Below are 24,213 nucleotides of genomic sequence, written 5' to 3' on the forward strand. Positions count from 1 at the left end.
AAATGAGTAAAGGAAGAATAGCTGTAGTCGGCGGCGGTTTAGCTGGCTTGATGGCTGCTATAAAAATCGCTGAAAAAGGGGTTCCAGTTGATCTTTTTTCGATTGTACCAGTAAAACGTTCTCACTCTGTTTGTGCCCAAGGTGGTATTAACGGAGCGGTAAATACAAAAGGAGAAGGCGATTCTCCAGCACTACATTTCGATGATACAGTCTATGGTGGGGATTTCTTAGCAAACCAACCTCCAGTACAAGCGATGGCAGACGCAGCACCATCGATTATCCATTTAATGGACCGAATGGGCGTCATGTTTAACAGAACGCCAGAAGGATTGCTTGATTTTCGTCGTTTTGGTGGAACACAGCATCACCGAACAGCCTTTGCTGGTGCAACAACTGGTCAGCAGTTACTATATGCATTAGATGAACAAGTTCGACGATATGAAGTACAAGGTCTCGTAACGAAATACGAAGGTTGGGAGTTTTTATCGGCCATTATTGATGACGGTGTTTGTCGTGGCTTAACAGCACAAGAATTAAATTCTGCCGAGATTAGAAGTTTTCCAGCTGATGCTGTCATTATGGCAACAGGTGGACCAGGAATTATCTTCGGAAAATCGACGAATTCCATGATCAATACAGGCTATGCAGCAGCGAAGTTGTATGAGCAAGGCGTAGCCTACGCAAATGGTGAATTTATTCAAATCCATCCAACGGCGATTCCAGGAGACGACAAATTACGTTTAATGAGTGAGTCAGCACGTGGTGAGGGTGGACGAGTTTGGACGTATAAAGATGGAAAGCCATGGTATTTCTTAGAAGAAAAATATCCGGCTTATGGCAATCTTGTTCCTCGTGATATAGCGACACGAGAGATCTTCCATGTATGTGTTGATGAAGGTCTTGGCATTAATGGGGAAAACATGGTGTACCTTGATCTTTCCCACAAAGATCCGAAAGAACTTGATATTAAATTAGGTGGCATCATTGAAATCTATGAAAAATTCATGGGTGATGATCCTCGTAAAGTACCAATGAAAATTTTCCCTGCTGTTCACTATTCAATGGGTGGTATGTGGGTTGATTATGATCAAATGACAAATATTCCTGGACTATTCGCAGCTGGTGAGTGTGACTACTCTCAGCACGGTGCAAACCGTTTAGGCGCAAACTCCTTACTATCTGCTATTTACGGCGGTATGGTGGCAGGACCAAAAGCACTTGACTATATTAACGGATTAGATCAAGCAGCAGAAGACTTATCTTCTTCATTATTTGAAGGAGAAGTGAAAAAAGAACAAGATAAGTTTGATTCGATTCTAAAGATGGACGGAAAAGAAAATGCTTACGTTCTTCATAAAGAGTTGGGCGAATGGATGACGGATAACGTTACCGTTGTTCGTTACAACGATAAGCTTTTAAAAACCGATGAAAAGATTCAAGAACTAATGGAGCGCTTTAAAAACATTAACATTAACGACACATCTCGCTGGTCAAATCAAGGAGCATCCTTTACACGTCAGTTAGAAGGAATGTTAAATCTGGCAAGAGTTATTACAATTGGGGCTTACAATCGTAATGAAAGTCGCGGTGCTCACTACAAACCAGATTTCCCTGAGCGTAACGATGAAGAGTTCTTAAAAACAACAAAAGCTTGGTATAATCCAGCAACAGGAGCTCCTGATTTTGAATATGAAGAAGTTGATACGTCACTTATTAAACCGCGGAAACGTGACTATACACAAAAAAGTAAAGGAGCTGAAGCGAAATGAGTGACATGATTTCGATAATTATTTCGAGACAAGACGGTCCAGACGGTAGTGTTTACGATGAAGAATTTAAACTTCCTTATCGCCCAAACCTTAATGTCATCTCTTGCTTAATGGAAATTCGACGTAACCCAGTTAACGCGAAAGGTGAGCGTACAACTCCTGTAGCGTGGGATATGAACTGTTTAGAAGAAGTGTGTGGAGCCTGTTCGATGGTCATTAACGGCAAGCCTCAACAATCGTGTACAGCTTTAATAGATAAACTAGAACAGCCGATACGCCTAGAGCCAATGCGTACTTTCCCAATCGTGCGAGATTTAATGGTCGATCGTAGCCGCATGTTTGACTCTCTAAAGAAAGTAAAAGCGTGGATTCCAGTCGATGGGACGTACGATTTAGGTCCAGGGCCGAGAATGCCTGAAAAACGTCGTCAGTGGGCGTATGAACTTTCAAAATGTATGACGTGTGGTGTTTGCTTAGAGTCTTGTCCAAATGTAAACTCAAAGTCAGAGTTTATCGGGCCAGCAGCATTGTCGCAAGTTCGTTTATTTAATGCCCACCCAACGGGCGAAATGAATAAAGAAGAAAGACTTGAAGCATTAATGGATGAAGGGGGACTTTTAAACTGTGGAAACTCACAAAACTGTGTGCAGTCATGTCCAAAAGGTATTCCGTTGACAACATCTATTGCTTCATTGAACCGTGCAACGGCGCTTCAATCGTTTAAAAATTTCTTCGGTAGTTATTAAAACTCGAAAAAGGCTGTCTTTTAGGCAGTCTTTTTTTTATCAAAAGGAGAGATACTTTTGCGGTTACCAGGATATATTGAGAATTTAGAAGACTGGAAAAAAGAATTTGCTTTCTTTACAGACATCTCCGTCCGTTTTTCGGAAACAGATGCATTTGGCCATGTTAATAATACGGTTGCCTTTATTTATTTTGAGCAAGCACGTTTAGCTTTTTTTGAAAACAAGGGGCTAATGAAAGAATGGTTAAACAATGGGTTAATGATTGTTACTGCAGACTTGCAGTGTGATTATGTTGCGCAAATCCAATATGGAGATCAAGTGAAGGTCGGTGTAAAAGTACATAGACTGGGGACATCGTCAATGGATCTACATTATCTAGGTGTAGTAAACGATCGACCGGTTTTGCTTGGTCGTGGTTCACTTGTCCAAATTGATGGAAAGACAGGGAAGGCATCACCTTTTCAGAAATCTATTGAGGAAAAAATGCGCACATAAAAAAAGCCCTTTGCAGGCTTTTTTTATATTTGAATTTCTCCAAGTCGAATAAGCTCAATTACTGCTTGAGAGCGCCCCTTTACTCCCAATTTCTGCATTGTGTTCGAAATGTGATTACGAACGGTTTTTTCGCTAATAAAAAGATGATTCGCTATTTCTTTTGTCGTTTGATCTTGGACAAGTAGTTCGAATACTTCGCGTTCCCTTTTTGTAAGCAAGGGTTTAGGTCCGAAGTCTGCTCCTTTCAATATGTTCACTCCTTCATGCCGGGCTAAGAGATGGCTATCGTAACCAGAAAGGCTTTAGTCAAAACAGTATATGTATGAAGAATGGAAGATGTGAGCGTTCATGAAAAAACTTCTAAAACAAGATGTCGAAATATGCTTGTGAGCATTTGTTGTCGGATTTGGTCTAAATACAAAGAAATAAGGATTCTTTTGTGTTGAAAGGGGAAATGGGGCATGCTATAATGACGATGTTTTAAACAAAGATCTAGCTTGAATGAGGTTTTAGATTTTTTAATGAAACAAGATGTTAGTTATTTCTCATACCGGGTATGGTTGAGAAAGATCAAAAATCGGACACAACTAAATTATTCTATAGAAAAGAGGAACTTATTATGCCAGAAAAAACATTTAAAATTACAGCGGAAACAGGAATTCACGCTCGTCCAGCAACACAGTTAGTGAACAAAGCAGGTCAATTCTCTTCTGATATTACATTAGAGTACAAAGGAAAGTCTGTTAACTTAAAATCCATCATGGGCGTAATGTCTTTAGGTGTTGGCCAAGGTGCTGATGTAACAATTAAAGCTGAAGGTTCAGACGCTGATGAAGCACTAGCAGCAATTGAAGAAGTTGTAAAAGAGGGATTAGGAGAATAATGAGTAACACACTAACAGGAATCGCTGCTTCTGCAGGAATCGCGATTGCTAAAGCTTTTGTTCATGAAGAACCAGACTTTACGGTTAAGCAAAAAGAAGCATCGAACAAAGAGAAAGAAGTAGAACGTTTAACGGAAGCGTTAGCACAATCTACAAAAGAACTAGAAGAAATCAAACAAAAGGCATTAAAAGAACTTGGCGAAGACAAAGCTGAGATTTTTTCTGCCCACTTACTTGTATTAAGCGACCCTGAATTAATTGATTCTGTAAAAGGAAAAATTAATGACGATGGTGTTACAGCTGAATATGCATTAAACGAAGTTGCGGATATGTTTATTACAATGTTCGAAAACATGGATAATGCATATATGCAAGAACGTGCTGCGGATATTCGCGACGTATCTCGTCGTGTATTAGGTCATTTAATGGGGATACAAGTGGTATCATTAGCGGCAATCGCCGAAGATACTGTTATTATTGCCCATGATTTAACGCCATCAGATACGGCGCAATTAAACCCAGCTGTCATTAAAGGATTTGCAACTGATATTGGTGGCCGTACGTCCCATTCTGCGATTATGTCTCGTTCTTTAGAAATTCCGGCAGTGGTTGGAACAAAACAAGCAACGAAAACCATTGCCAATGGCGATATGATTATCGTTGATGGGATTGATGGTGATGTTTTAATTAACCCATCAGAAGACGAACTCGCTACTTATAAGCAAAAACAACAACAATTTGCTGCGCAGAAAGCTGAGTGGGCTAAGCTTGTTAACGAAAAAACCGTTACAAAAGACGGTGTTCATGTTGAATTAGCAGCCAATATTGGTACTCCTCAAGACTTAGACGGTGTACTTGCAAATGGGGCAGAAGGCATTGGTCTTTATCGTACAGAGTTTCTTTATATGGGACGAACAGAGCTTCCTAGTGAAGAAGAGCAGTTTGAAGCGTATAAAGAAGTGGTTGAACGAATGGAAGGAAAGCCTGTTGTTATTCGCACACTCGACATTGGTGGCGACAAAGAGCTTCCGTATCTTGATTTACCAGAAGAAATGAATCCGTTTTTAGGATTCCGTGCGATTCGTCTTTGTTTAGAAAAACAAGACATGTTTCGTGATCAATTGCGTGCGCTTTTAAGAGCTAGCGCATACGGAAATTTAAAGATCATGTTCCCGATGATTGCGACAATCGAAGAGCTTCGTGAAGCGAAAGAAATTTTAGCTGATGAGAAAGAAAAGCTAAAAGCAGAGGGTGTAACAGTATCAGAAGAACTGGAAGTAGGAATTATGGTAGAAATCCCTTCCACTGCTGTAGCATCACCACAATTCGCGAAAGAAGTTGATTTCTTTAGTATTGGAACAAATGACTTAATTCAGTACACAATGGCTGCGGATCGCATGAATGAACGTGTGTCCTATCTCTATCAACCTTATCACCCTGCTGTGCTAAGGCTCATTGATATGGTTATTAAGGCAGCCCATGCAGAAGGAAAATGGGTTGGTATGTGTGGTGAAATGGCAGGGGATGAAATTGCCATTCCGTTGTTGCTAGGTCTTGGATTAGATGAATTTAGTATGAGTGCGACGTCTGTATTACCAGCCCGTAGTCAGCTAAGTAAGCTTTCTAAAGAAGAGTTAAGTGCTTTTGCTCAGAGTGCTTTGCTTGAGAGTACATCTGAAGCAGTAGAAAACTTAGTTAAGAAGCATTACCAATAAAAAAATTGTTCGGTAAGCGGCGCTATAGGCTTAAAAAGGTTGAGAGAATGATAACGCATTCTCTCAATTTTTTTGGTTACACGTTGTTGCACAGTCTAGTTAGAGAATGTAGCAAAAACTGCCTTCAAATTGTTAGAAGTATCGGTTGCAGGAATAGGAAATAGTTAGGTACAATAAGAACAAAAGAGGCACGGTTTTGATTAAATGCGGAGGTGTTTTGGTTGGAAAAAACGTATGAGGTATCTTATCGCCAGTTTGAGGATATTGAAAAGTCTCTACGAAAAGTAGCAGATTTAGTGAGACAAAAAGGAAGGGAGATTTTAACGCATTTTCCTATTACTCCACCACAATTTGTCGCACTCCAATGGCTCAATGAATATGGTGATATGACCATAGGTGAACTTTCTGATCGCATGCACCTCGCTTGTAGTACCACAACTGATTTAATTGATCGTATGGAAAAGAATGAGCTCGTATCAAGGGTTAAAGATGAATCCGACCGACGTGTCGTACGAATACATTTAAAGACTAAAGGGCAAGAGATTATTTTAGAAGTGATAAAAAAGCGTCAACACTATTTAGCTGAGATGCTTGACGATTTCTCATGTGAACAAGTTAACATACTCGAAGAAAATTTGAGCATGTTGTTAGAAACAATGAAAACAAAACGAGAAATTCGTTCATAATCTTGTAAAAGTGCTCGTTTTATTGAGGAGAGAACGTTATGGATAAACCGATCGGTGTTATCGACTCGGGGTACGGTGGATTAACGGTTGCTACGGAATTGATGCGTCAATTACCAAAGGAGGCCATTTATTATGTAGGCGACTCAAAACGTTGCCCCTATGGTCCGAGATCCGTTGAAGAAGTCCGACGCTATACGTGGGAAATGATTGACCATTTATTGACATTTGAAGTGAAAATGATTGTTATTGCCTGTAATACTGCTACGGCTGTTGTGTTGCATGAAGCAAGACAAACGTTAGCTATCCCTGTAGTTGGTGTTATTCAACCAGGGGCGATTACTGCTATGAAAGTGACAAATAATCAACAGATTGCTGTTATTGGAACAACTGGAACAATAAAGAGTCAAGCGTACTCTTTAGCTCTTTCATCCATAAGTGAAGACGTTCAGGTGGAAAGTCTAGCCTGTCCACTATTCGTTCCACTCGTAGAACAGGGAATCATCGCAGGCGAAGAGGCAGAATTAATCGTAAAAGAATCCCTTGAGCCGCTACAAAATGGAACTTATGACACACTAATCTTAGGGTGTACACACTATCCGTTGCTAAAGCCTATCATTGAACACTACCTACCCTCTCATGTGACAGTTATTTCTTCCGGAGAAGAAACAGCTAGAGAAGTAAGTAGCGTGCTGTTTCACCACTCGTTAAACCGAAAAGCAGGCCAAATGCCTCAGCACAGGTTCTTTACTACAGGTGAAGCAAAGCCTTTTAAAGCGTTTGCCCAGGATCGGTTTAACCTGTTGTCTGCTAAAATCGAGTCCATTACACTTGACCATCGTTTAAAACTAGAGCGTTAGGGTATAAATAAGGAAAGATTTTGAGTGAAATACTTTAAGTTTTTTGGAATCGAGTGTATGCTAGTACTATAATGAACTACAAAATTTGAAGTAAACAAGCTTCGGTTTTATACAAAGGAGTGTAACAAAGAATGGCTTTTGTAATTTTAAGTCCATGTATTGGTGAAAAAGCGGGCGAATGTGTTGATGTTTGTCCTGTAGATTGTATTGAAGAAGGGGAAGATCAATACTATATTAACCCTGACATTTGCATCGATTGTGGTGCTTGCCAAGGTGTCTGCCCTGTAGATGCGATTGTTGAGGAATATGAAATGGCACCTGAAGACGAAAAGTACTTAAAGAAAGCAGAAGCGTTTTTCGGCGTTGAATAAATAAATTCAGTAGATGCTGTCCTGTAAGGTTTCTTCTAAACCTTGACGGGACAGCTTTTTTTTGCACGCTAGACATTTGATGATATTTTTGTATAATATGGAGTGGAATAAAAGTAGCACAGATGTAATTATTGAGGTATGCCACCTGCAAATTGTATCTTGCAAATATAAGGAGATAGGTGAACATGGAAAAAGAATACCGCGTATTGTTGTACTATCATTACACAACAATCGAAGATCCAGAGCAATTCGCGATTGATCATTTAGCGTTTTGTAAAAGCTTAGATTTGAAAGGGCGCATTCTTGTTGCGACTGAAGGAATTAATGGAACGGTATCTGGCTTAAAAGAGCAAACCGACCAGTACAAACAAGCCCTTGAATCCAATCCGATCTTTAAAGGTATTGTGTTTAAAGAGGATCTTGAAGAAAAACATGTCTTTAAGAAAATGCACGTACGACCACGAGAAGAACTTGTAACGTTGCGATTGCATGAAGATGACGTTAATCCCCTTGAAGTAACAGGGAAGTATCTTTCCCCTGCTGAGTGGAAAGACGCGATGCAGCAGGAGAATACAGTAGTTATTGATGCTCGAAATGATTATGAATACGATGTCGGTCATTTTCGAGGTGCGGTTCGACCAGATATTAAAACATTTAGAGATCTCCCAGAATGGATTCGTGAAAACAAAGAGCAATTTGAAGACAAAAAGATTTTAACATACTGTACTGGCGGCATTCGCTGTGAAAAATTTTCTGGATGGTTAAAACAAGAGGGCTTTGAGGATGTATCTCAACTTCATGGTGGAATTGTGACATACGGAAAAGATCCAGAAGTACAAGGTGAATTATGGGATGGACAGTGCTACGTTTTTGATGAACGATTAACGGTTCCGATTAATCAAGTTGATCCGAAGGTAATTGGAAAAGATTATTTTGATGGAGAGCCTTGTGAACGTTATGTAAATTGTGCAAACCCAGAATGCAATAAACAGATTCTTGCTTCAGAAGCAAATGAACATAAATATTTGCGTGGCTGTACACCTGAATGTCGTGTGCATCCGAGAAATTTATATGTTAAGGAACAGCAGCTTTCACCAGAACAGCATCAAGAACGCCTAGACGTATTAGGGGAGAAGCTTCCGGTACGTTCGTAGATGCTTTTTAAGAAATGGGTTGAAAAAAAACGCTCTTTAAAGAGCGTTTTTTTATTTTCTTTGAACAAGCTGGTCTAAACCAAATAGTAGGCTCGTATACATGGAAGTACAACCATTCTGGGAGGGAAAGCAATGCGGAAATTAATTGGAATCAGTGCGCCACTTATTGTCACACTTACATTAGCGGTAGGGTGTTCAACTGGAGCAGATGAACCTGTAAGTTTAGATGATCCAGAAATCACATACACAAACGAAACGGAAGAAACGGATCCTTCCTTGAGTGAAGCAGAGGAAGAAGGTTCGGAAGAGGACAAGGATGCGGAAGAAAATAAGAATACAGATGAAGACGAGGATGCAGATGCTGAGCCAACTCCTGATCAAGATCCAGAAGCACAAAACCTGCGCCAACTTTATTTGTTCGATAGTAATGGTATGGTCGTACCACAAACAATTGAACTTCCTAAAACAGATAGCACTATGAAACAATCGTTAGAATATCTTGTTGCTGATGGTCCACTTCAAGATGTATTACCAAGTGGATTTAGAGCTGTCTTACCTGCTGGAACTACTGTAGATGTGAATCATTTAAAAGAAGATAAAATTGCTGTTGCTAATTTTTCGAATGAGTTCGAAGAATACAATGTGGCAGATGAGAAGGGCATGTTTGAAGCTGTAACATGGACATTAACACAATTTGACGATGTTGATGAAGTGAAAATTGAAGTCAATGGGGTAGAGTTAGAACAGTTACCGATGAGTGAAACACCTATCGTTGGGAATTTCAGTCGTGAAGACGGTATAAATTTAGACTATAGCAATGTCGTGGACTTTACAAATAGTCAAGATGTAACCGTTTATTTCTTAGGGTCTCATGAAAACGAAACCTATTATGTTCCGGTGACACGAAGAGTTGCGGATGCGGATAATGAGATTGCTACTGTTGTAAATGAGTTAATTGACGGTCCGTCTTTACAAATGCGAACACTGCTTACAGAAATGAATGACGATATGATGTTGCTAAACGATCCAGAAATTAAAGATGGAGAACTCGTTCTAGATTTTAATGAAGCCATTCAAACGATGGTTGGCGACCAATCCTATATTGAGCAGTCCATCATTGAGTCTATTGCGCTCTCTTTAACAGAACGAAACGATGTAGAAAAAATTTCAATTCTCGTCAATGGTAAAGAGAATGTCTTTTCTGAATCTGGTGAAGCTGTAGAGACAATTCAAAGACCCGCACATATTAATAAAAATCCATTATAAGAATTGAGCACCTGTCCTTACAGGTGCTCTTTTTATTATGTTATACTATACGACGATAAAGAGAAAATCTTCTTGATAAGAAGAGGGGTAAACATACATGAGACACAATGACAGAAACCATAAGCAAATTCGACCAATTGAGATTGTACCGAATTTTACAAAGCACGCAGAAGGGTCCGTTCTTATTACAGTCGGTGAAACGAAGGTGATTTGTACAGCAACGATAGAAAATAAAGTGCCTCCTTTTTTACGAGGACAAAAAAAGGGATGGCTCACAGCTGAATATGCGATGTTACCAAGAGCGACTGAACAACGAACGATCCGAGAAGCAGCTAAAGGAAAGCTTAGTGGACGAACAATGGAAATTCAGCGTTTAATTGGTAGGTGTTTGCGAGCAGTTGTTGATTTGGACAAGCTTGGTGAAAAAACAATCTGGATTGATTGCGACGTAATTCAAGCTGATGGTGGTACTCGGACAGCTGCAATAACAGGTGCATTTGTTGCAATGGTACTTGCGTTACAGAAGACGGAGGGTGCTGAAAAGCGTCTTGTTAAAGACTACCTTGCTGCTGTGTCTGTTGGAATAGTGCAAGGTAAAGGAGCTTTGTGTGACTTAGATTACAGCGAAGATTCTACGGCAGATGTCGATATGAACGTTGTACAAACTGGTAACGGAGCGTTCGTTGAGATACAAGGTAGTGGAGAGGAAGCTGTCTTTAGTAGAGAACAATTAAATGAGTTGCTAGATCTCGCAGAAGAAGGCATAAAACAGCTAATAGAAGCACAGAAAAGCATTATTGGTGAGCTTACTTAAGGAAAAGAGGGAACTGACCATGAAAGAACTACTAATTGCAACGGCGAATAAAGGGAAAGTAGAAGATTTTAAAAAGCTATTTCAGGGTATGTATGAAGTAAAGTCACTTTTAGATTATCCTCACATTCCTGACATTATAGAAGATGGCCAAACATTTCAAGATAATGCACAGAAAAAAGCTGAAGTGCTGTCAAAGGCGCTGAATGAAACGGTTGTTGCCGATGACTCTGGATTAGTCATTGACGCGCTAAATGGAAGACCTGGGGTATTTTCTGCTCGTTATGCAGGCGAAGAGAAAAACGATCAAGCTAATATCAAAAAAGTACTTGAAGATTTAAGAGGAGTTGCTGAACAAGACCGAACAGCCCGGTTTGTATGTACCATCGCTCTAGCCAGTCCCGATAAGAAAACCATTTTCTTTGAAGGGCAGTGCGAAGGCTGTATCTCCCATGAACAAATAGGAGAGAATGGATTTGGCTACGATCCTATTTTTTATGTTGGTCAAACCACTAAAACGATGGCGCAGTTAACTCTTGAGGAAAAAAATGAAATTAGTCATCGTGCAAGAGCGATAGAGCAGTTAAACAACTATTTGATAGGAGAATAAACATGAAGATCCTTGTTTTAAGTGATACACATGGGTGGGAAGAAGAACTAGTTTCCTTTTTAAACCCTCTCAGAAGTCAAGTTGACCTCATTCTTCATGCAGGAGATTCTGAATTAGCAGAGGATACGAATGCCCTAATGGATGTTAAAACGGTAGCAGGAAATTGTGATGTATTCGCTTCTTTTCCATCGGAAGAGATCCTTGATCTAGGTAAGCATCGCATTCAATTGACCCATGGACATTACGAAGGTGTAAAAAGCTCCTTGGGCGAGCTTGTGCGTAAAGCCCAAGACAATGGTGCCTCTATTGCGATTTATGGTCATACCCACATTCCGAAAGTACAGAGAGTTGATAACGTGATTACCATTAACCCAGGTAGTCTTCGATTACCAAAAGGTCCATTTAAAGGCTCGTATTGCATGATTGAATTATCCGAAGACAAAATAAGCATTGACTACTTCACAATGAATGGAAGTCCCATTGAAGAGTTACAAGCTCGTTTCTAAATATAGCTAGTAAGGGTAAACAAATTTCTGTTTACTAGTTGACACTTTAACTTTAATCGTGTATATTTATAAGCGTCGCAATTAGTTCTTGCGGCGCTGTTTAGAAGCATTACATAATAGGCTGGAACGATTAGAGACATGCGATAGTAATGAAACCATGCGGGTGTAGTTTAGTGGTAAAACCTCAGCCTTCCAAGCTGATGATGTGGGTTCGATTCCCATCACCCGCTCCATTGTCCCAGTAGCTCAGCAGGATAGAGCAACGGCCTTCTAAGCCGTCGGTCGGGAGTTCGAATCTCTCCTGGGACGCTTATATTTAGTACATAATGAAAACCCTCTTCCAAGTAAGAGGGTTTTTCTAGTATAAAACGTAGAATCAACTGCTGATGAGCGACTGCAACGATTATGTTAATTGTTTCCGCCACTGCTGAAAAGCTGGTAACGCTTCATAATAGCCTTTCATTGTTGAGGATTCGCAATAGTGAATGACCCAAGGACTTGACTGATGTGCTACGCCAACATCATATCCTTCTTTTGCATATTGCAAGGATTGGGCAGTGTCATAAAAATGCCAGCCTGTAATGGCTTCCTCTGGCCAAGTTAGGTCATACTGTGTCACCATTAAAAGACCATCGATACAAGCAACTTTTTCATACATATACGTTGTGTCCACAAAGATGGTTTGCTTAAATGTATCACGAACTTCGATAATTTTTCCGACTTTAAACTTATAGTCACTTAGCCACCACATCCCATGAAATGGCAATTTCCGAGTGCCAATGACACCAAGTAAGCCGAGGTTTTTATTATTCTGAAATATAAAAAGCAGGTCGTATAGAAAAGATTGGTTCAAAATAAAACTATCTTGATGTAAATACACTTTGTATTGTCCTACTGCTTGATTCATACCAGAATTGTAACCAGCGGTCATACTGACAGCACCGCGAACGGGTACAATCTCACTCTGATAGCCAGAAGGCATATAGAGTTGTTCGATATGTGCGCAGCATCGCTTAAACAACGCCTCATTAGTAACACAACAAATAAAACTAATTGTTTTTTTTAGATTCATATCACTCATTTCACGTCGATCGCTTTTTTGCATAAGTGACTAATTGGTCGATATCACCAGATTGCAAAACAGGAGATAGTTGAATGACCTCATCCTCCGGCCAATTCCACCACTTTATTTGTAAAAGTTGATCTCGCTGTTCCTCTGTAAACCTGTATTTAATAGGTTTTGCTGGGTTTCCACCTACAATGCAGTAGGGTGGGACATCTTTGCTGACAACGGCATTGGCAGCAATAATCGCGCCATCACCGATCGTAATGCCTGATAAAAGGACAGCTCCGCTCGCTACCCAAACATCATTACCAACAACAATATCACCTTTACTCGTTGGGTGTTCAGTTGTTGTTGATATAGTAGGATAGAAAACGTTAAATGGGTAAGTGGTAATCCAGTCTACTTGATGATCCGCACCTAGAAGAATCCTTACACCTGCAGCAAATGAGCAGTAATTCCCGATTTTTAATGTCACATCTGGAACTAAATGTAATATATCAAGTGTTGATCCATACGAGAATGCGCCAATCTCAAATCCTTGTAAGCTCGGATGATCTTTTAAAAATAGCATAGCACGCTCCTTTCAAAAGCTTCTTACAATGTATTCCTTTGAGTAGAGAACTATGAGAAAGACAAAACAAAAAAACGCCTATATTTATTGGGGGGAGGCGTTTTTAAGGCTTTGAGTCTCTTTAGTAAACGTGTATAAAAAAGTGTTTACATCTTCTTTAAGTTGTTCATCAGAAATGAAATAAACGGTCCATCCTTTACGCTGTAACGAGCGAATTATTTTCTTTCTTTGGATGGTATCTTGTTTTTTCAAGAAGGCAATTCGGTAAGGTACCAATGCAACATGAATAAGAATGTTGCCTACAAAAAAATCGGGTGAAGCGTACAAGCCGTTTTCTCTTAACGTGCGGCAAAGTAGTCGTTGGGACTCGTTTTTGCATTCGTTCCAATGATTGGTAACGAGAATGAGAGAAGGACGGTTTACAGGTTTAAATAGATTGACTAGAAAGGATAAGGGAGCAAATTTGTTTTTTCTCTTATTATAGTTTGCTTGCATCAAATCACCACCTTTTTTTACTATCCCCGTTTTTCAGAAATTTATAGCCTTTTTCAAAAAAGATTTTTTTAGGGTTGAATCCTTAATCCCTTGAGACTGTAAGCGTATTCAAATGACAGAAAGATTAAATTTCTTTTCAAAAAAAGGTTGACCTTAAAATTGAAGACGCGTATAGTAAGTTTCAATAATAGTTAAACAAAAAACAGATGTATTTCTCAGGTGGATGTTCTTATTCACAAGAAATAACGATTTAATAAGGGGAGATTGATGTGAGAAGCGACATGATCAAGAAAGGAATTGATCGCGCACCTCATAGGAGTCTTCTTCGTGCAGCAGGTGTAAGTGAGGAAGATATGGATAAGCCGTTTATCGGTGTTTGTAATTCCTATATTGATATCATTCCTGGGCACATGCATCTAAATAAGTTTGCAGAAGTAGCGAAGCAAGCGATTATTGATGCCGGAGGGATTCCGTTTGAATTTAATACAATAGGTGTAGATGATGGAATCGCAATGGGGCATATTGGGATGAGGTATTCACTCCCAAGTCGAGAAATTATTTGCGACGCAGCAGAAACAGTAATTAACGCACATTGGTTTGACGGTGTTTTCTATATTCCAAATTGCGACAAAATAACGCCAGGTATGTTAATGGCATCTGTACGGACGAATGTTCCATCGGTTTTTGTTTCTGGTGGCCCAATGGAGGCAGGAAGAACAAAGGATGGACAAAGTTTATCTCTTGTTTCCGTATTTGAAGGCGTGGGCGCATTTGCGTCAGGAAAAATGACAAGGGAAGAGTTACTAGAAATCGAACAACAAGCTTGCCCAACGTGTGGCTCTTGTTCTGGAATGTTTACAGCCAATTCCATGAATTCATTAATGGAAATGCTTGGTCTTGCGTTACCAGGAAATGGTACACTTGTTGCTACATCGCAAGGGAGACATGATTTAATAAAAGATGCAGCAAAGCATCTAATGAATTTAATTGAAAAAGATATTCGACCACGAGATATTGTCACAGAAGAAACCATTGACGATGCATTTGCCCTCGATATGGCAATGGGTGGATCGACGAATACTGTGTTACACACATTGGCCATTGCCAATGAAGCAGAAATAGAATATGACTTAACTCGAATTAACGAGGTGGCGGAACGAGTTCCGTATTTGTGCAAAATTAGTCCTGCTTCTGATTACTCGATGGATGATGTGCATAAAGCTGGAGGTGTCGCTTCCATTATCAAAGAATTAATTCACATGGGTGCTATCAAAGGAGATCGACTAACGATAACAGGAAAGTCTCTTTATGACACAGTGGCTCATGCCGAAATTACGAATACCGATGTCATTCGAACGAAAGAAACAGCATATAGTCCTGTAGGTGGCTTATCAATTCTTTATGGTAATATTGCTCCAGATGGGGCCGTTATAAAAGTAGGTGCTGTTGACCCATCCATTAGAATTTTTGATGGGGAAGCGATTTGTTTTAACTCACAAGAAGAAGCTCAAGAGCAAATCAACAAAGGGAAAGTACGAGAAGGCCACGTTGTCGTCATTCGTTACGAAGGTCCTAAAGGTGGTCCTGGAATGCCAGAAATGCTTGCACCCACTTCAGCGATACAAGGAAGAGGCTTAGGCACAAAAGTCGCTTTAATGACAGATGGCCGTTTTTCAGGTGCTTCGAGAGGCATTTCAATTGGACATATCTCACCAGAGGCTGCTGAGGGTGGACCAATTGCTTTTGTAGAGGATGGAGATCGAATTACAATTAATTTAATTGATCGAACCATTGATTGGGATATAACGGAAGAAGAATTAGCCCGAAGACGAGATGGTTGGGTAGAGCCAGAACCAAAAGTGAAAAAAGGATACCTCGCTCGCTACTCAAAGCTTGTGACATCCGCAAATACTGGCGGCATTATGAAAATTTAATAGCACAACACGTTGAGAAGGAAAGTAGCATTTGATTTTATCTACAGAGAGCCGTTGGTTGGTGGAAAACGGTGGTAAAGGAAATGTGAAACTCACCTTTGAGTACGACTCTGAACAATAAGTAGGAGTTGTCGGATGGTTGAACCACCATTCGTTAACAAAAAAATGAGGCTAATTCTATTATTAGTGAATAAGGGTGGTACCGCGAGAGACTTTCTCGCCCCTTGTATGATAATCATACATGGGGTTTGAGAAGGTCTTTCTTTTTTTATATAAAAGAGGGAAGGGAGAGAGAATGCATGCTACATGCGAGTGAACAAACAGAAGACGAGAACAAAACGACTAAAGAAACGAATGCGCCTTGTACTGGAGCAGAAATTTTATTAAGGTCTTTGGCGAAGGAAGAAGTAGATGTCATATTTGGCTACCCAGGGGGGGCAATTCTTCCAACGTACGACGAAATATATAAGCTCGGGATCAATCACATTTTAGCAAGGCATGAACAAGGTGCCATTCACGCAGCAGAAGGTTATGCAAGGGTAACAGGGAAGCCCGGTGTATGCATTGTTACTTCAGGGCCTGGTGCAACAAATGTAGTGACGGGCATTGCGGATGCAATGATTGATTCACTTCCTCTTGTTGTCATTACTGGTCAAGTTGGCACGAAAGTAATTGGTACAGATGCTTTTCAAGAAGCAGATATGCTAGGTATTACCATGCCGATAACAAAGCATAATTATCAAATTCGCTCCATTGAAGAATTGTCACAAACGGTTAAAGAAGCGTTTCATATTGCTCAAAGTGGTCGACCGGGCCCAGTATTAATCGACTTACCAAAAGATATATCACAGCAAATGGGGGTTTTTACCTACGACAAGCCAGTTTATTTACCAGGGTATCAACCGAATGCAAGACCGAATAAGCAGCAAATTCGAAAGGTTCTGGAATCGTTCCAAGAAGCTAAGAAACCGGTTCTACTTGCTGGAGCTGGAGTGCTTCACGCGCAAGCATCTGAGGAATTGACTTCCTTTGTTGAAAAAACAAACATTCCTCTTGTATCAACGTTGCTTGGTTTAGGGTCTTACCCGGGAAATAATGAAAATCATCTTGGAATGGGAGGCATGCACGGCACGTATGCGGCAAATATGGCCTTGCATGAAGCAGACTTTCTTTTGAATATTGGGTCACGTTTTGATGATCGTTTAACGGGTGTATTAGAACATTTTGCCCCCAATGCAAAAATTGCACATATTGATATCGACCCAGCTGAAATTGGAAAGAATATTCCTGCTGAAATTCCAGTAGTAGGTGACGCAAAAGCTGCCTTAACACTTTTATTGGAAGGCGATGTTCATCCATATGCACATCATGATCAATGGCGAGAACAAACGCAGCATTGGAAAAAAGAATTTCCATTATGGTATAAGCTCGATAAAGAAGTGATTAAACCACAAGAATTAATAGAGCGACTTTATGAACATACAGGCGGAGAAGCTATTGTTACCACCGATGTGGGACAGCACCAAATGTGGGCAGCTCAATATTTCTCATTCAATAAACCGAATCGATGGATTACTAGTGGCGGACTAGGCACGATGGGGTTTGGATTTCCAGCAGCAATCGGTGCACAAATCGCTGAGCCTAAACTTCCAGTTATCGCGATTACAGGTGATGCAGGATTTCAAATGACCTTACAAGAGATGTCCATCCTGCAAGAATTGCAGCTCCCAGTAAAAATAGTCATTGTGAATAACGCTTCCCTCGGAATGGTACGACAATGGCAACAATTATTTCATGGTGAACGTTATTCGCATTCTTTGTTCCCTATTCAACCTAACTTCTCTAAATTGGCAGAAGCTTATGATATTAAAGCCATTAAGGTTGAAAAGCGTTCAGATTTATCAGATGCAATTAAAGAAACATTTGACCATCAAGGTCCCGTATTACTGGAAGTTTGTGTTGCAAAAGAAGAAAATGTCTATCCCATGATTTGTCCAGGTCAAGGTCATCACTGTATGGAAGGGGTTGAGCCATTGTGAAACGAACCATCACCGTCCTTGTTCAGAATCGTTCTGGGGTACTAAATCGAATTACAGGTTTATTTGCGAGACGCCAATACAATATTGATAGCATCACTGTTGGTGTCACCGATAACCCCACTGTTTCAAGAATGACATTTGTTGTTGTTGCTGATGCGATGGAAAATGTTGAACAAGTAATGAAACAGCTCCATAAGCAAGTCGATGTTTTAAAGGTGAAAGATGTTACTGAAGAAGCAACCGTATCCAGAGAGCTAGCCTTAATCAAAATAGCCGCAACACCTGAACAACGGGCAGAAATTGGATCACTTGCTGAGACATTTCGAGCACAAATCATCGATGTAGGGAGAGATTCATTAACCCTTCAAGTAACGGGTCACACGGATAAGGTCGAAGCATTTATTGAATTGATTAAGTCCTATGGCATACAAGAAATTGCAAGAACAGGCGTTACAGCCATAAATCGCAGCGTAAAATCACAACATGATACGTCGCGTTTAACACTTATTTATTAAAAAAAGGGAGAGATTGACGATGGCAAAAGTTTATTACAATGGTGATGTTAACGAAGGATTTTTAACTGGAAAGACAGTAGCAATTATTGGATACGGATCACAAGGTCATGCGCATGCTTTAAATTTGAAAGAATCAGGCGTCGATGTAATTGTTGGTTTACGTCAAGGGAAATCTTGGGAAAAAGCAAAAGAAGATGGTTTCAATGTGTTTCCTGTTCAAGAAGCGGCGGAGAAAGCAGAAGTAATCATGGTTCTCCTTCCAGATGAACAACAACCGGAAGTTTACAAAGCTTCTATTGAAAGTGAACTTACACCTGGAAAAGCACTAGTATTTGCACACGGATTTAACATTCACTTTAATCAAATCGTGCCTCCAAGTGATGTAGACGTATTTCTTGTTGCACCAAAAGGACCAGGGCATCTCGTACGTCGTACTTTCACAGAAGGTGCTGGTGTACCAGGTTTAATCGCTGTTTATCAGGATGCAACTGGAGAAGCTAAAGACATTGCTCTTGCATACGCGAAACAAATCGGAGCTGCCCGAGCAGGTGTGTTGGAAACGACGTTTAAAGAAGAAACGGAAACAGATCTTTTTGGAGAGCAAGCTGTATTGTGCGGTGGGACATCGGCGTTAGTGAAAGCTGGTTTCGAAACGTTAGTCGAAGCAGGCTATCAACCAGAAATTGCCTATTTTGAATGTCTCCACGAACTTAAATTAATTGTTGATTTAATGTATGAAGGCGGATTAGAGTACATGCGTTATTCTATTTCGGATACAGCTCAATGGGGTGACTTCCAAGCAGGTCCGCGTATTGTAACAGATGAGACGAAAAAAGAAATGAAAGCGATCCTAGATGACATTCAAAAAGGGAAGTTTGCTAAAGGATGGATTCTTGAAAATAAGTTAAACCGTCCAGAATATAACGCTATTAATACTGCTGAAGCAAATCACCCATTGGAAGTTGTTGGTCGTGAACTTCGCGAAATGATGCCATTTGTTAAGCAATCAAAACAAAAAAAAGGAGCCGTTAACCATGGGCAAGGTTAAAATATTTGATACAACATTGCGGGATGGAGAACAATCTCCAGGAATAAACCTTAACCATAAAGAAAAGTTAGACATTGCATTCCAACTAGAGCGTTTGGGAGTAGATATCATTGAGGCTGGATTTCCAGCCTCCTCACAAGGTGATTTTCAATCTGTAAAAGATATAGCAACCCAAATAAAGAATTCGTCTATAACAGGGTTAGCACGATCAAAGAAAGAAGATATTGATGCTTGTTGGGAAGCGCTAAAACAAAGTGCTGAACCGCGTATTCATGTATTTCTAGCAACATCACCAATTCATATGCAATATAAATTAAAACTTACACCAGAACAGGTTGTGGAGCGAGCAGTTGAGAGTGTAAAGTATGCAGCAAAAAAATTCCCCTACGTTCAATTTTCTGCTGAAGATGCAAGTCGGTCTGATTGGACATTTCTTGCTAGAATAATTGAAGCAACCATCGATGCTGGTGCGTCTGTGATTAACCTACCAGACACAGTTGGCTATGGGATGCCAAAGGAAATATCCGAATTATTTGAATATATGACTAAAAACGTTCCGAATATTGATCGGGCTATATTGTCTACTCATAATCATGATGACCTTGGAATGGGTGTAGCGAATTCTCTTGCGGCCGTTCAGGGAGGGGCAAGACAGGTAGAATGTACAATTAATGGTATCGGTGAACGAGCAGGTAATGCTTCCCTTGAAGAGATTGCGGTTGGTTTGCATATCCGTTCAGACTTCTATAAGACGGGTACAAATATTCAGCTTAATGAACTAAAACGAACGAGTGCGTTAGTTAGTCGCTACACTTCCATGCCAATTCCAAAAAATAAAGCAGTTGTCGGCTCAAATGCATTTGCGCATGAATCAGGTATTCACCAAGATGGAATGTTAAAACATAAAGAAACATATGAGATTATTACGCCAGAGCTAGTTGGAGCAACGTCTTCAAATCCTTTAGGGAAGCATTCTGGAAGGCATGCGTTTCAAGAAAAAATGAAAGAATTAGGTTTTAAAGGCACTGCAGATGAATTGAATCAGTTGTTTCAGTCGTTTAAAACACTGGCGGACAAAAAGAAAACTGTTACAGAAGACGATCTCTACGCACTCATGATTGACCAAGGGGAAGACGAACAAGTTCAGACATACAGCCTCCAAGCGTTACAAGTATCATATGGGACAAATCAAACACCAACAGCGACAATAAAGCTAGTTAAATCAGGTGATAAAGAAATAACTGAAGCGAGCACAGGATCAGGAAGTGTAGAAGCGATTTATAATACGCTAGCAAAGCTAACAGACTATGAATATCGTTTAACAGACTACCGTATTCAATCCATAACAGAAGGAGAGGATTCGTTAGCTGAAGTACACGTAAAACTGTCTAAAGAGGAGCAGTCCCAGTCCGGTCGAGGTGTCGCACATGACGTTTTAGAAGCATCAGCTAAAGCCTATTTGCATGCTGTAAATCGTATGTTAAATGAGGAAAAACGAAAAAAAGAACCATCTACGGTTGGGTAGGAGGATACAAAATGATAAAAAAAATTACAACACTACCTGGTGATGGTATTGGTCCTGAAATTGTCGAGTCAGGTAAAGCAGTACTCCAAGTCATTGCGGATTTATATGGACACCAATTTGAATTCCAAGAGGGCTTAATAGGCGGAGCCGCCATTGATGCAACGGGTGTTCCACTCCCAGACGAAACAATTGAACGTTGTCAATCATCTGATGCTTGTTTACTGGGCGCAGTAGGGGGACCGAAATGGGATCAGCAACCACCGCATCTTCGACCAGAAAAAGGATTGCTTGCCATTCGACAAGCATTAAATCTTTATGCGAATTTGCGACCTGTGCAAGCCCTTGATGCCTTAATAGAAGAATCCACTTTAAAACCAGAAGTAGTAAGTGGTGTTGACGTTCTCATCGTCCGAGAGTTAACAGGTGGTATTTATTTCGGAGAGCCAAGAGAGCGTCGCACGATTGATGGTGAAGAGGGTGTTGTTGACACGCTTGTGTACAAAAAAAGTGAGATTGAACGTTTATTACATCGGGCTTTCCAGTTTGCTGAAATTAGAGGAAAGCACGTAACGTCAGTCGACAAAGCGAATGTTCTTGAGTCCAGCAGAATGTGGCGAGAATGTGCAAACGAAGTAGCCACTCACTATCCGTCGGTAACACTGGAACATATGCTTGTAGACAATGCTGCTATGCAGCTTATACGCCAGCCAAAGCAATTTGACGTTCTTGTAACAGAAAATTTATTCGGTGATATTTTAAGTGATGAAGCGTCAATGATTACTGGTTCGCTAGGAATGCTCCCTTCTGCTAGTTTAAACGGAACGGCCTTTGGCTTATATGAGCCAGTACATGGATCAGCGCCAGACATCGCTGGGTTAAATCAAGCCAATCCCTTAGCGACAATTGCATCGACTGCGATGCTACTACGATATAGCTTCGGTTTGTTAGAAGAAGCACATTGTATTGAACAAGCAATCAATCAAGTGTTGTTAAAAGGATATCGTACAGCTGATTTAACGAATGCCAATGCAATTTCGACGGAAGAAATGACGAAAGCAGTCATTAAGGAAATAAAAGTAGCAATTCACTCTTAGGAGGAGCATGTATGGGAAAAACAATTATCGAAAAAATATGGGAGAAACATACGATCGTATCAGAATCGAATCAGCCGGATTTGCTCTATGTCGATTTGCATATGGTTCATGAAGTGACGTCACCACAGGCATTTGAAGGCTTAAGAATCGCAAATAGAAAGGTGCGAAGACCAGAGCGTACATTTGCAACAATGGACCATAATGTACCGACTTTTAATCGTTACGATATACAAGATCAAATTGCCCGTTTACAAATGGAAACATTAGCAGATAATTGCCGTGAATTTGGTATTGAAATTGCTGATTTGGAGCATCCAGATAACGGAATTGTCCACGTAATTGGACCAGAACTTGGTTTAACGCAGCCTGGACATGTCATTGTTTGTGGAGATAGCCATACCTCGACTCATGGTGCATTTGGAGCGTTGGCATTTGGAATTGGCACGAGTGAAGTCGAGCATGTATTGGCTACTCAAACGGTGTGGCAGTCAAAACCGAAAACGTTACAAGTTCATATTACAGGGAGATTAGGTACTGGCATTGCTGCAAAAGATGTGATCCTTGCGATCATTTCAAAGTTTGGTGTGAATGTAGGCACTGGTTCCGTCATTGAATTTACTGGTGAAGCTATTCGTGGGATGACAATGGAAGAGCGAATGACGATATGCAATATGTCTATCGAAGCAGGGGCAAAGGCAGGTTTAATTAGCCCGGATCTCGTAACGTTTGACTATTTAAAAGGCAGAAGTCGTGTTCCTGAGGGTGAGGCATTTGAAGAGCTGGTTGAATATTGGTCCTCACTAGTCACAGATGCTGATGCAACATACGATCGAACGGTTACGATTGATGCAAGTGAAATAGAGCCAATGGTGACGTGGGGCACAAATCCTGGCCAAGGAGCTCCTATTTCTTCTTTTGTTCCAGATCCACAATATGCTTCTTCAGAAAATGAAAAGCGTGCCATTGCACAGGCACTTGCTTATATGGAGCTAGAGCCGAATACGGCTCTAACAGATATTTCCATCCAACATGTTTTTATCGGATCTTGTACGAACTCCCGTTTTAGCGATCTTGAAGCAGCTGCTCGCATCGTAAAAGGCAGACATGTTCATCAAGATGTAACGGCGATTGTTGTGCCAGGGTCGGAAAAAGTAAAGCGTCGTGCTGAAGCAGAAGGACTTGATCAAATCTTTAAAGACGCAGGCTTTGATTGGCGCAGTTCTGGCTGTAGTATGTGTCTTAGTATGAATCCAGACAGGGTACCGGAAGGGGAACGGTGTGCATCAACGTCAAACCGTAACTTTGAAGGGCGACAAGGAAAAGGGTCTCGTACACACCTAGTGAGTCCAGCAATGGCAGCTGCGGCTGCAGTGAGCGGGCATTTTGTCGACGTGCGAACATTTGATGTTAGGAGTGATGCGAAGTGAACCCGATCCGCATTCATAGAGGCAAGGCAGCGGTATTAGATCGTGTAAATGTTGATACCGATCAAATTATTCCGAAACAGTTTCTTAAAAGAATTGAACGAACTGGATTTGGACAATTTTTGTTTTATGATTGGCGTTATGAAGCAGAAGGAAAAGAGAATCTAGATTTTGAATTAAATCACCCATCTGCTAAAGGCGCAAGTATCTTAATTAGTGGTGATAACTTTGGCTGTGGTTCATCAAGAGAACACGCACCTTGGGCGTTATATGATTACGGCTTTAAAGTAGTAATTGCTTCAAGCTTTGCCGATATTTTTTACAACAATTGCGTGAAAAATGGCTTACTACCTATTCGTCTATCTGATGAAGAAGTAAAAACATGGATGACACTAGTGAATGAAGGGAAGAGTCACATAACAGTTGATCTGCTTGAGCAAAAAGTTATCGGTGATCGTATCGAATCTTCATTCGAAATTGATCCTCATTGGAAAAAGATGCTTATTAATGGATGGGATGAAATTGACTTAACGCTGAAGCTAGAAGAGCACATTACAAATTTTGAAGCTTCCTACACGAGTCAGTAGTAGCCAAAGCCATTCAATATCTACTTGAAAACAGTCGTTTTGTCAG

At 40.4% G+C, this 24,213-nt stretch carries 25 protein-coding genes, 2 tRNA genes and 1 other annotated feature; of the genes, 23 read left to right on the plus strand and 4 right to left on the minus strand.

Features of this window, described 5'->3' with window-relative positions:
- Nucleotides 1–2 precede the first annotated feature (2 nt).
- From sdhA to BK583_RS06970, 3 genes are read left to right on the plus strand one after another with little or no spacing between them, the layout of a single operon-like run.
- The gene (gene sdhA / locus BK583_RS06960) at nt 3–1,769 is read left to right on the plus strand and encodes a succinate dehydrogenase flavoprotein subunit (RefSeq protein WP_038481737.1); all 1,767 of its coding nucleotides are present in this window, start codon (nt 3–5) and stop codon (nt 1,767–1,769) included.
- Nucleotides 1,766–2,515, plus strand: coding sequence for a succinate dehydrogenase iron-sulfur subunit (gene sdhB, locus BK583_RS06965; protein ID WP_038481734.1), 750 nt, complete (start codon nt 1,766–1,768; stop codon nt 2,513–2,515). Before sdhA ends, sdhB begins: the two co-directional genes overlap by 4 nt.
- A gap of 57 nt (nt 2,516–2,572) precedes the next feature.
- Entirely contained in the window at nt 2,573–3,010 is a 438-nt protein-coding gene (locus BK583_RS06970) for an acyl-CoA thioesterase (protein ID WP_055736254.1), read from the plus strand.
- 23 nt (nt 3,011–3,033) lie between these two features.
- Here BK583_RS06970 and BK583_RS06975 read toward each other — a convergent pair whose 3' ends face one another.
- Nucleotides 3,034–3,258 carry a helix-turn-helix domain-containing protein gene (locus BK583_RS06975; RefSeq protein ID WP_035398135.1) on the minus strand — a complete coding sequence of 75 codons (225 nt, stop codon included), beginning with the start codon at nt 3,256–3,258 and terminating at the stop codon, nt 3,034–3,036.
- Nucleotides 3,259–3,629: 371 nt separating this feature from the next.
- Between BK583_RS06975 and BK583_RS06980 the strand changes: the two genes are divergently transcribed.
- From BK583_RS06980 to BK583_RS07035, 12 genes are all read left to right on the plus strand, one after another.
- Entirely contained in the window at nt 3,630–3,893 is a 264-nt protein-coding gene (locus BK583_RS06980) for a phosphocarrier protein HPr (protein WP_035398136.1), read from the plus strand.
- Nucleotides 3,893–5,608: a phosphoenolpyruvate--protein phosphotransferase gene (ptsP, locus tag BK583_RS06985; protein ID WP_055736255.1), complete on the plus strand. Its 1,716-nt coding sequence runs from the start codon at nt 3,893–3,895 to the stop codon at nt 5,606–5,608. The genes BK583_RS06980 and ptsP overlap by 1 nt, the downstream gene beginning before the upstream one ends.
- A gap of 221 nt (nt 5,609–5,829) precedes the next feature.
- Nucleotides 5,830–6,294 carry a MarR family winged helix-turn-helix transcriptional regulator gene (locus BK583_RS06990; protein ID WP_055736256.1) on the plus strand — a complete coding sequence of 155 codons (465 nt, stop codon included), beginning with the start codon at nt 5,830–5,832 and terminating at the stop codon, nt 6,292–6,294.
- Between the two features lie 38 nt (nt 6,295–6,332).
- Nucleotides 6,333–7,151: a glutamate racemase gene (gene racE / locus BK583_RS06995; protein ID WP_038481722.1), complete on the plus strand. Its 819-nt coding sequence runs from the start codon at nt 6,333–6,335 to the stop codon at nt 7,149–7,151.
- Between the two features lie 131 nt (nt 7,152–7,282).
- Complete coding sequence (fdxA, locus tag BK583_RS07000) at nt 7,283–7,522, plus strand: 4Fe-4S ferredoxin (protein WP_035398139.1); 240 nt, start codon at nt 7,283–7,285, stop codon at nt 7,520–7,522.
- 185 nt (nt 7,523–7,707) lie between these two features.
- The gene (trhO, locus tag BK583_RS07005; RefSeq protein WP_055736257.1) at nt 7,708–8,676 is read left to right on the plus strand and encodes an oxygen-dependent tRNA uridine(34) hydroxylase TrhO; all 969 of its coding nucleotides are present in this window, start codon (nt 7,708–7,710) and stop codon (nt 8,674–8,676) included.
- A gap of 132 nt (nt 8,677–8,808) precedes the next feature.
- Nucleotides 8,809–9,942 carry a GerMN domain-containing protein gene (locus BK583_RS07010; RefSeq protein WP_055736258.1) on the plus strand — a complete coding sequence of 378 codons (1,134 nt, stop codon included), beginning with the start codon at nt 8,809–8,811 and terminating at the stop codon, nt 9,940–9,942.
- A gap of 97 nt (nt 9,943–10,039) precedes the next feature.
- Nucleotides 10,040–10,756, plus strand: coding sequence for a ribonuclease PH (rph, locus tag BK583_RS07015; RefSeq protein WP_038481713.1), 717 nt, complete (start codon nt 10,040–10,042; stop codon nt 10,754–10,756).
- Nucleotides 10,757–10,775: 19 nt separating this feature from the next.
- The gene (locus tag BK583_RS07020) at nt 10,776–11,363 is read left to right on the plus strand and encodes an XTP/dITP diphosphatase (RefSeq protein WP_055736259.1); all 588 of its coding nucleotides are present in this window, start codon (nt 10,776–10,778) and stop codon (nt 11,361–11,363) included.
- 2 nt (nt 11,364–11,365) lie between these two features.
- Nucleotides 11,366–11,869 carry a metallophosphoesterase family protein gene (locus BK583_RS07025; RefSeq protein WP_055736260.1) on the plus strand — a complete coding sequence of 168 codons (504 nt, stop codon included), beginning with the start codon at nt 11,366–11,368 and terminating at the stop codon, nt 11,867–11,869.
- Between the two features lie 159 nt (nt 11,870–12,028).
- A tRNA-Gly gene (locus BK583_RS07030) sits at nt 12,029–12,102 on the plus strand.
- Nucleotides 12,103–12,104: 2 nt separating this feature from the next.
- Nucleotides 12,105–12,178 (plus strand) — tRNA-Arg (locus tag BK583_RS07035).
- A 94-nt stretch (nt 12,179–12,272) separates the two neighbouring features.
- Here the strand turns inward: BK583_RS07035 and BK583_RS07040 are convergent.
- The 3 genes from BK583_RS07040 to BK583_RS07050 all read right to left on the minus strand — a co-directional run bounded on the left by BK583_RS07040 (nt 12,273) and on the right by BK583_RS07050 (nt 14,001).
- On the minus strand, nt 12,273–12,941 hold the full coding sequence (locus BK583_RS07040) for a glycosyltransferase family protein (RefSeq protein ID WP_160319286.1): 669 nt from the start codon (nt 12,939–12,941) through the stop codon (nt 12,273–12,275).
- 10 nt (nt 12,942–12,951) lie between these two features.
- Entirely contained in the window at nt 12,952–13,506 is a 555-nt protein-coding gene (locus BK583_RS21270; protein WP_038481704.1) for a CatB-related O-acetyltransferase, read from the minus strand.
- Between the two features lie 84 nt (nt 13,507–13,590).
- The gene (locus BK583_RS07050; RefSeq protein WP_055736262.1) at nt 13,591–14,001 is read right to left on the minus strand and encodes a hypothetical protein; all 411 of its coding nucleotides are present in this window, start codon (nt 13,999–14,001) and stop codon (nt 13,591–13,593) included.
- Between the two features lie 269 nt (nt 14,002–14,270).
- On the opposite strand from BK583_RS07050, the gene ilvD reads away from it, so the two are divergent.
- The 8 genes from ilvD (at nt 14,271) to leuD (ending at nt 24,167) form a co-directional block, all read left to right on the plus strand.
- Nucleotides 14,271–15,935 carry a dihydroxy-acid dehydratase gene (gene ilvD / locus BK583_RS07055; protein ID WP_055736263.1) on the plus strand — a complete coding sequence of 555 codons (1,665 nt, stop codon included), beginning with the start codon at nt 14,271–14,273 and terminating at the stop codon, nt 15,933–15,935.
- 3 nt (nt 15,936–15,938) lie between these two features.
- Nucleotides 15,939–16,163: a binding site (T-box leader), on the plus strand.
- Between the two features lie 71 nt (nt 16,164–16,234).
- Entirely contained in the window at nt 16,235–17,974 is a 1,740-nt protein-coding gene (ilvB, locus tag BK583_RS07060) for a biosynthetic-type acetolactate synthase large subunit (protein WP_055736264.1), read from the plus strand.
- Nucleotides 17,971–18,489, plus strand: coding sequence for an acetolactate synthase small subunit (ilvN, locus tag BK583_RS07065; protein WP_038481695.1), 519 nt, complete (start codon nt 17,971–17,973; stop codon nt 18,487–18,489). Before ilvB ends, ilvN begins: the two co-directional genes overlap by 4 nt.
- A gap of 19 nt (nt 18,490–18,508) precedes the next feature.
- The gene (gene ilvC, locus BK583_RS07070; protein ID WP_038481691.1) at nt 18,509–19,537 is read left to right on the plus strand and encodes a ketol-acid reductoisomerase; all 1,029 of its coding nucleotides are present in this window, start codon (nt 18,509–18,511) and stop codon (nt 19,535–19,537) included.
- Nucleotides 19,524–21,062, plus strand: a complete 1,539-nt coding sequence (locus BK583_RS07075; protein ID WP_038481688.1) for a 2-isopropylmalate synthase — start codon at nt 19,524–19,526, stop codon at nt 21,060–21,062. Before ilvC ends, BK583_RS07075 begins: the two co-directional genes overlap by 14 nt.
- A gap of 11 nt (nt 21,063–21,073) precedes the next feature.
- The gene (gene leuB, locus BK583_RS07080) at nt 21,074–22,156 is read left to right on the plus strand and encodes a 3-isopropylmalate dehydrogenase (RefSeq protein WP_055736265.1); all 1,083 of its coding nucleotides are present in this window, start codon (nt 21,074–21,076) and stop codon (nt 22,154–22,156) included.
- Nucleotides 22,157–22,167: 11 nt separating this feature from the next.
- Nucleotides 22,168–23,583, plus strand: a complete 1,416-nt coding sequence (leuC, locus tag BK583_RS07085; RefSeq protein ID WP_038481682.1) for a 3-isopropylmalate dehydratase large subunit — start codon at nt 22,168–22,170, stop codon at nt 23,581–23,583.
- Nucleotides 23,580–24,167, plus strand: coding sequence for a 3-isopropylmalate dehydratase small subunit (leuD, locus tag BK583_RS07090; RefSeq protein WP_055736266.1), 588 nt, complete (start codon nt 23,580–23,582; stop codon nt 24,165–24,167). Before leuC ends, leuD begins: the two co-directional genes overlap by 4 nt.
- Nucleotides 24,168–24,213: the final 46 nt, after the last annotated feature.

The sequence above is a fragment of the Shouchella oshimensis genome (assembly GCF_002019765.1).
In the GTDB taxonomy this organism is placed as follows: domain Bacteria; phylum Bacillota; class Bacilli; order Bacillales; family Bacillaceae_D; genus Shouchella; species Shouchella oshimensis.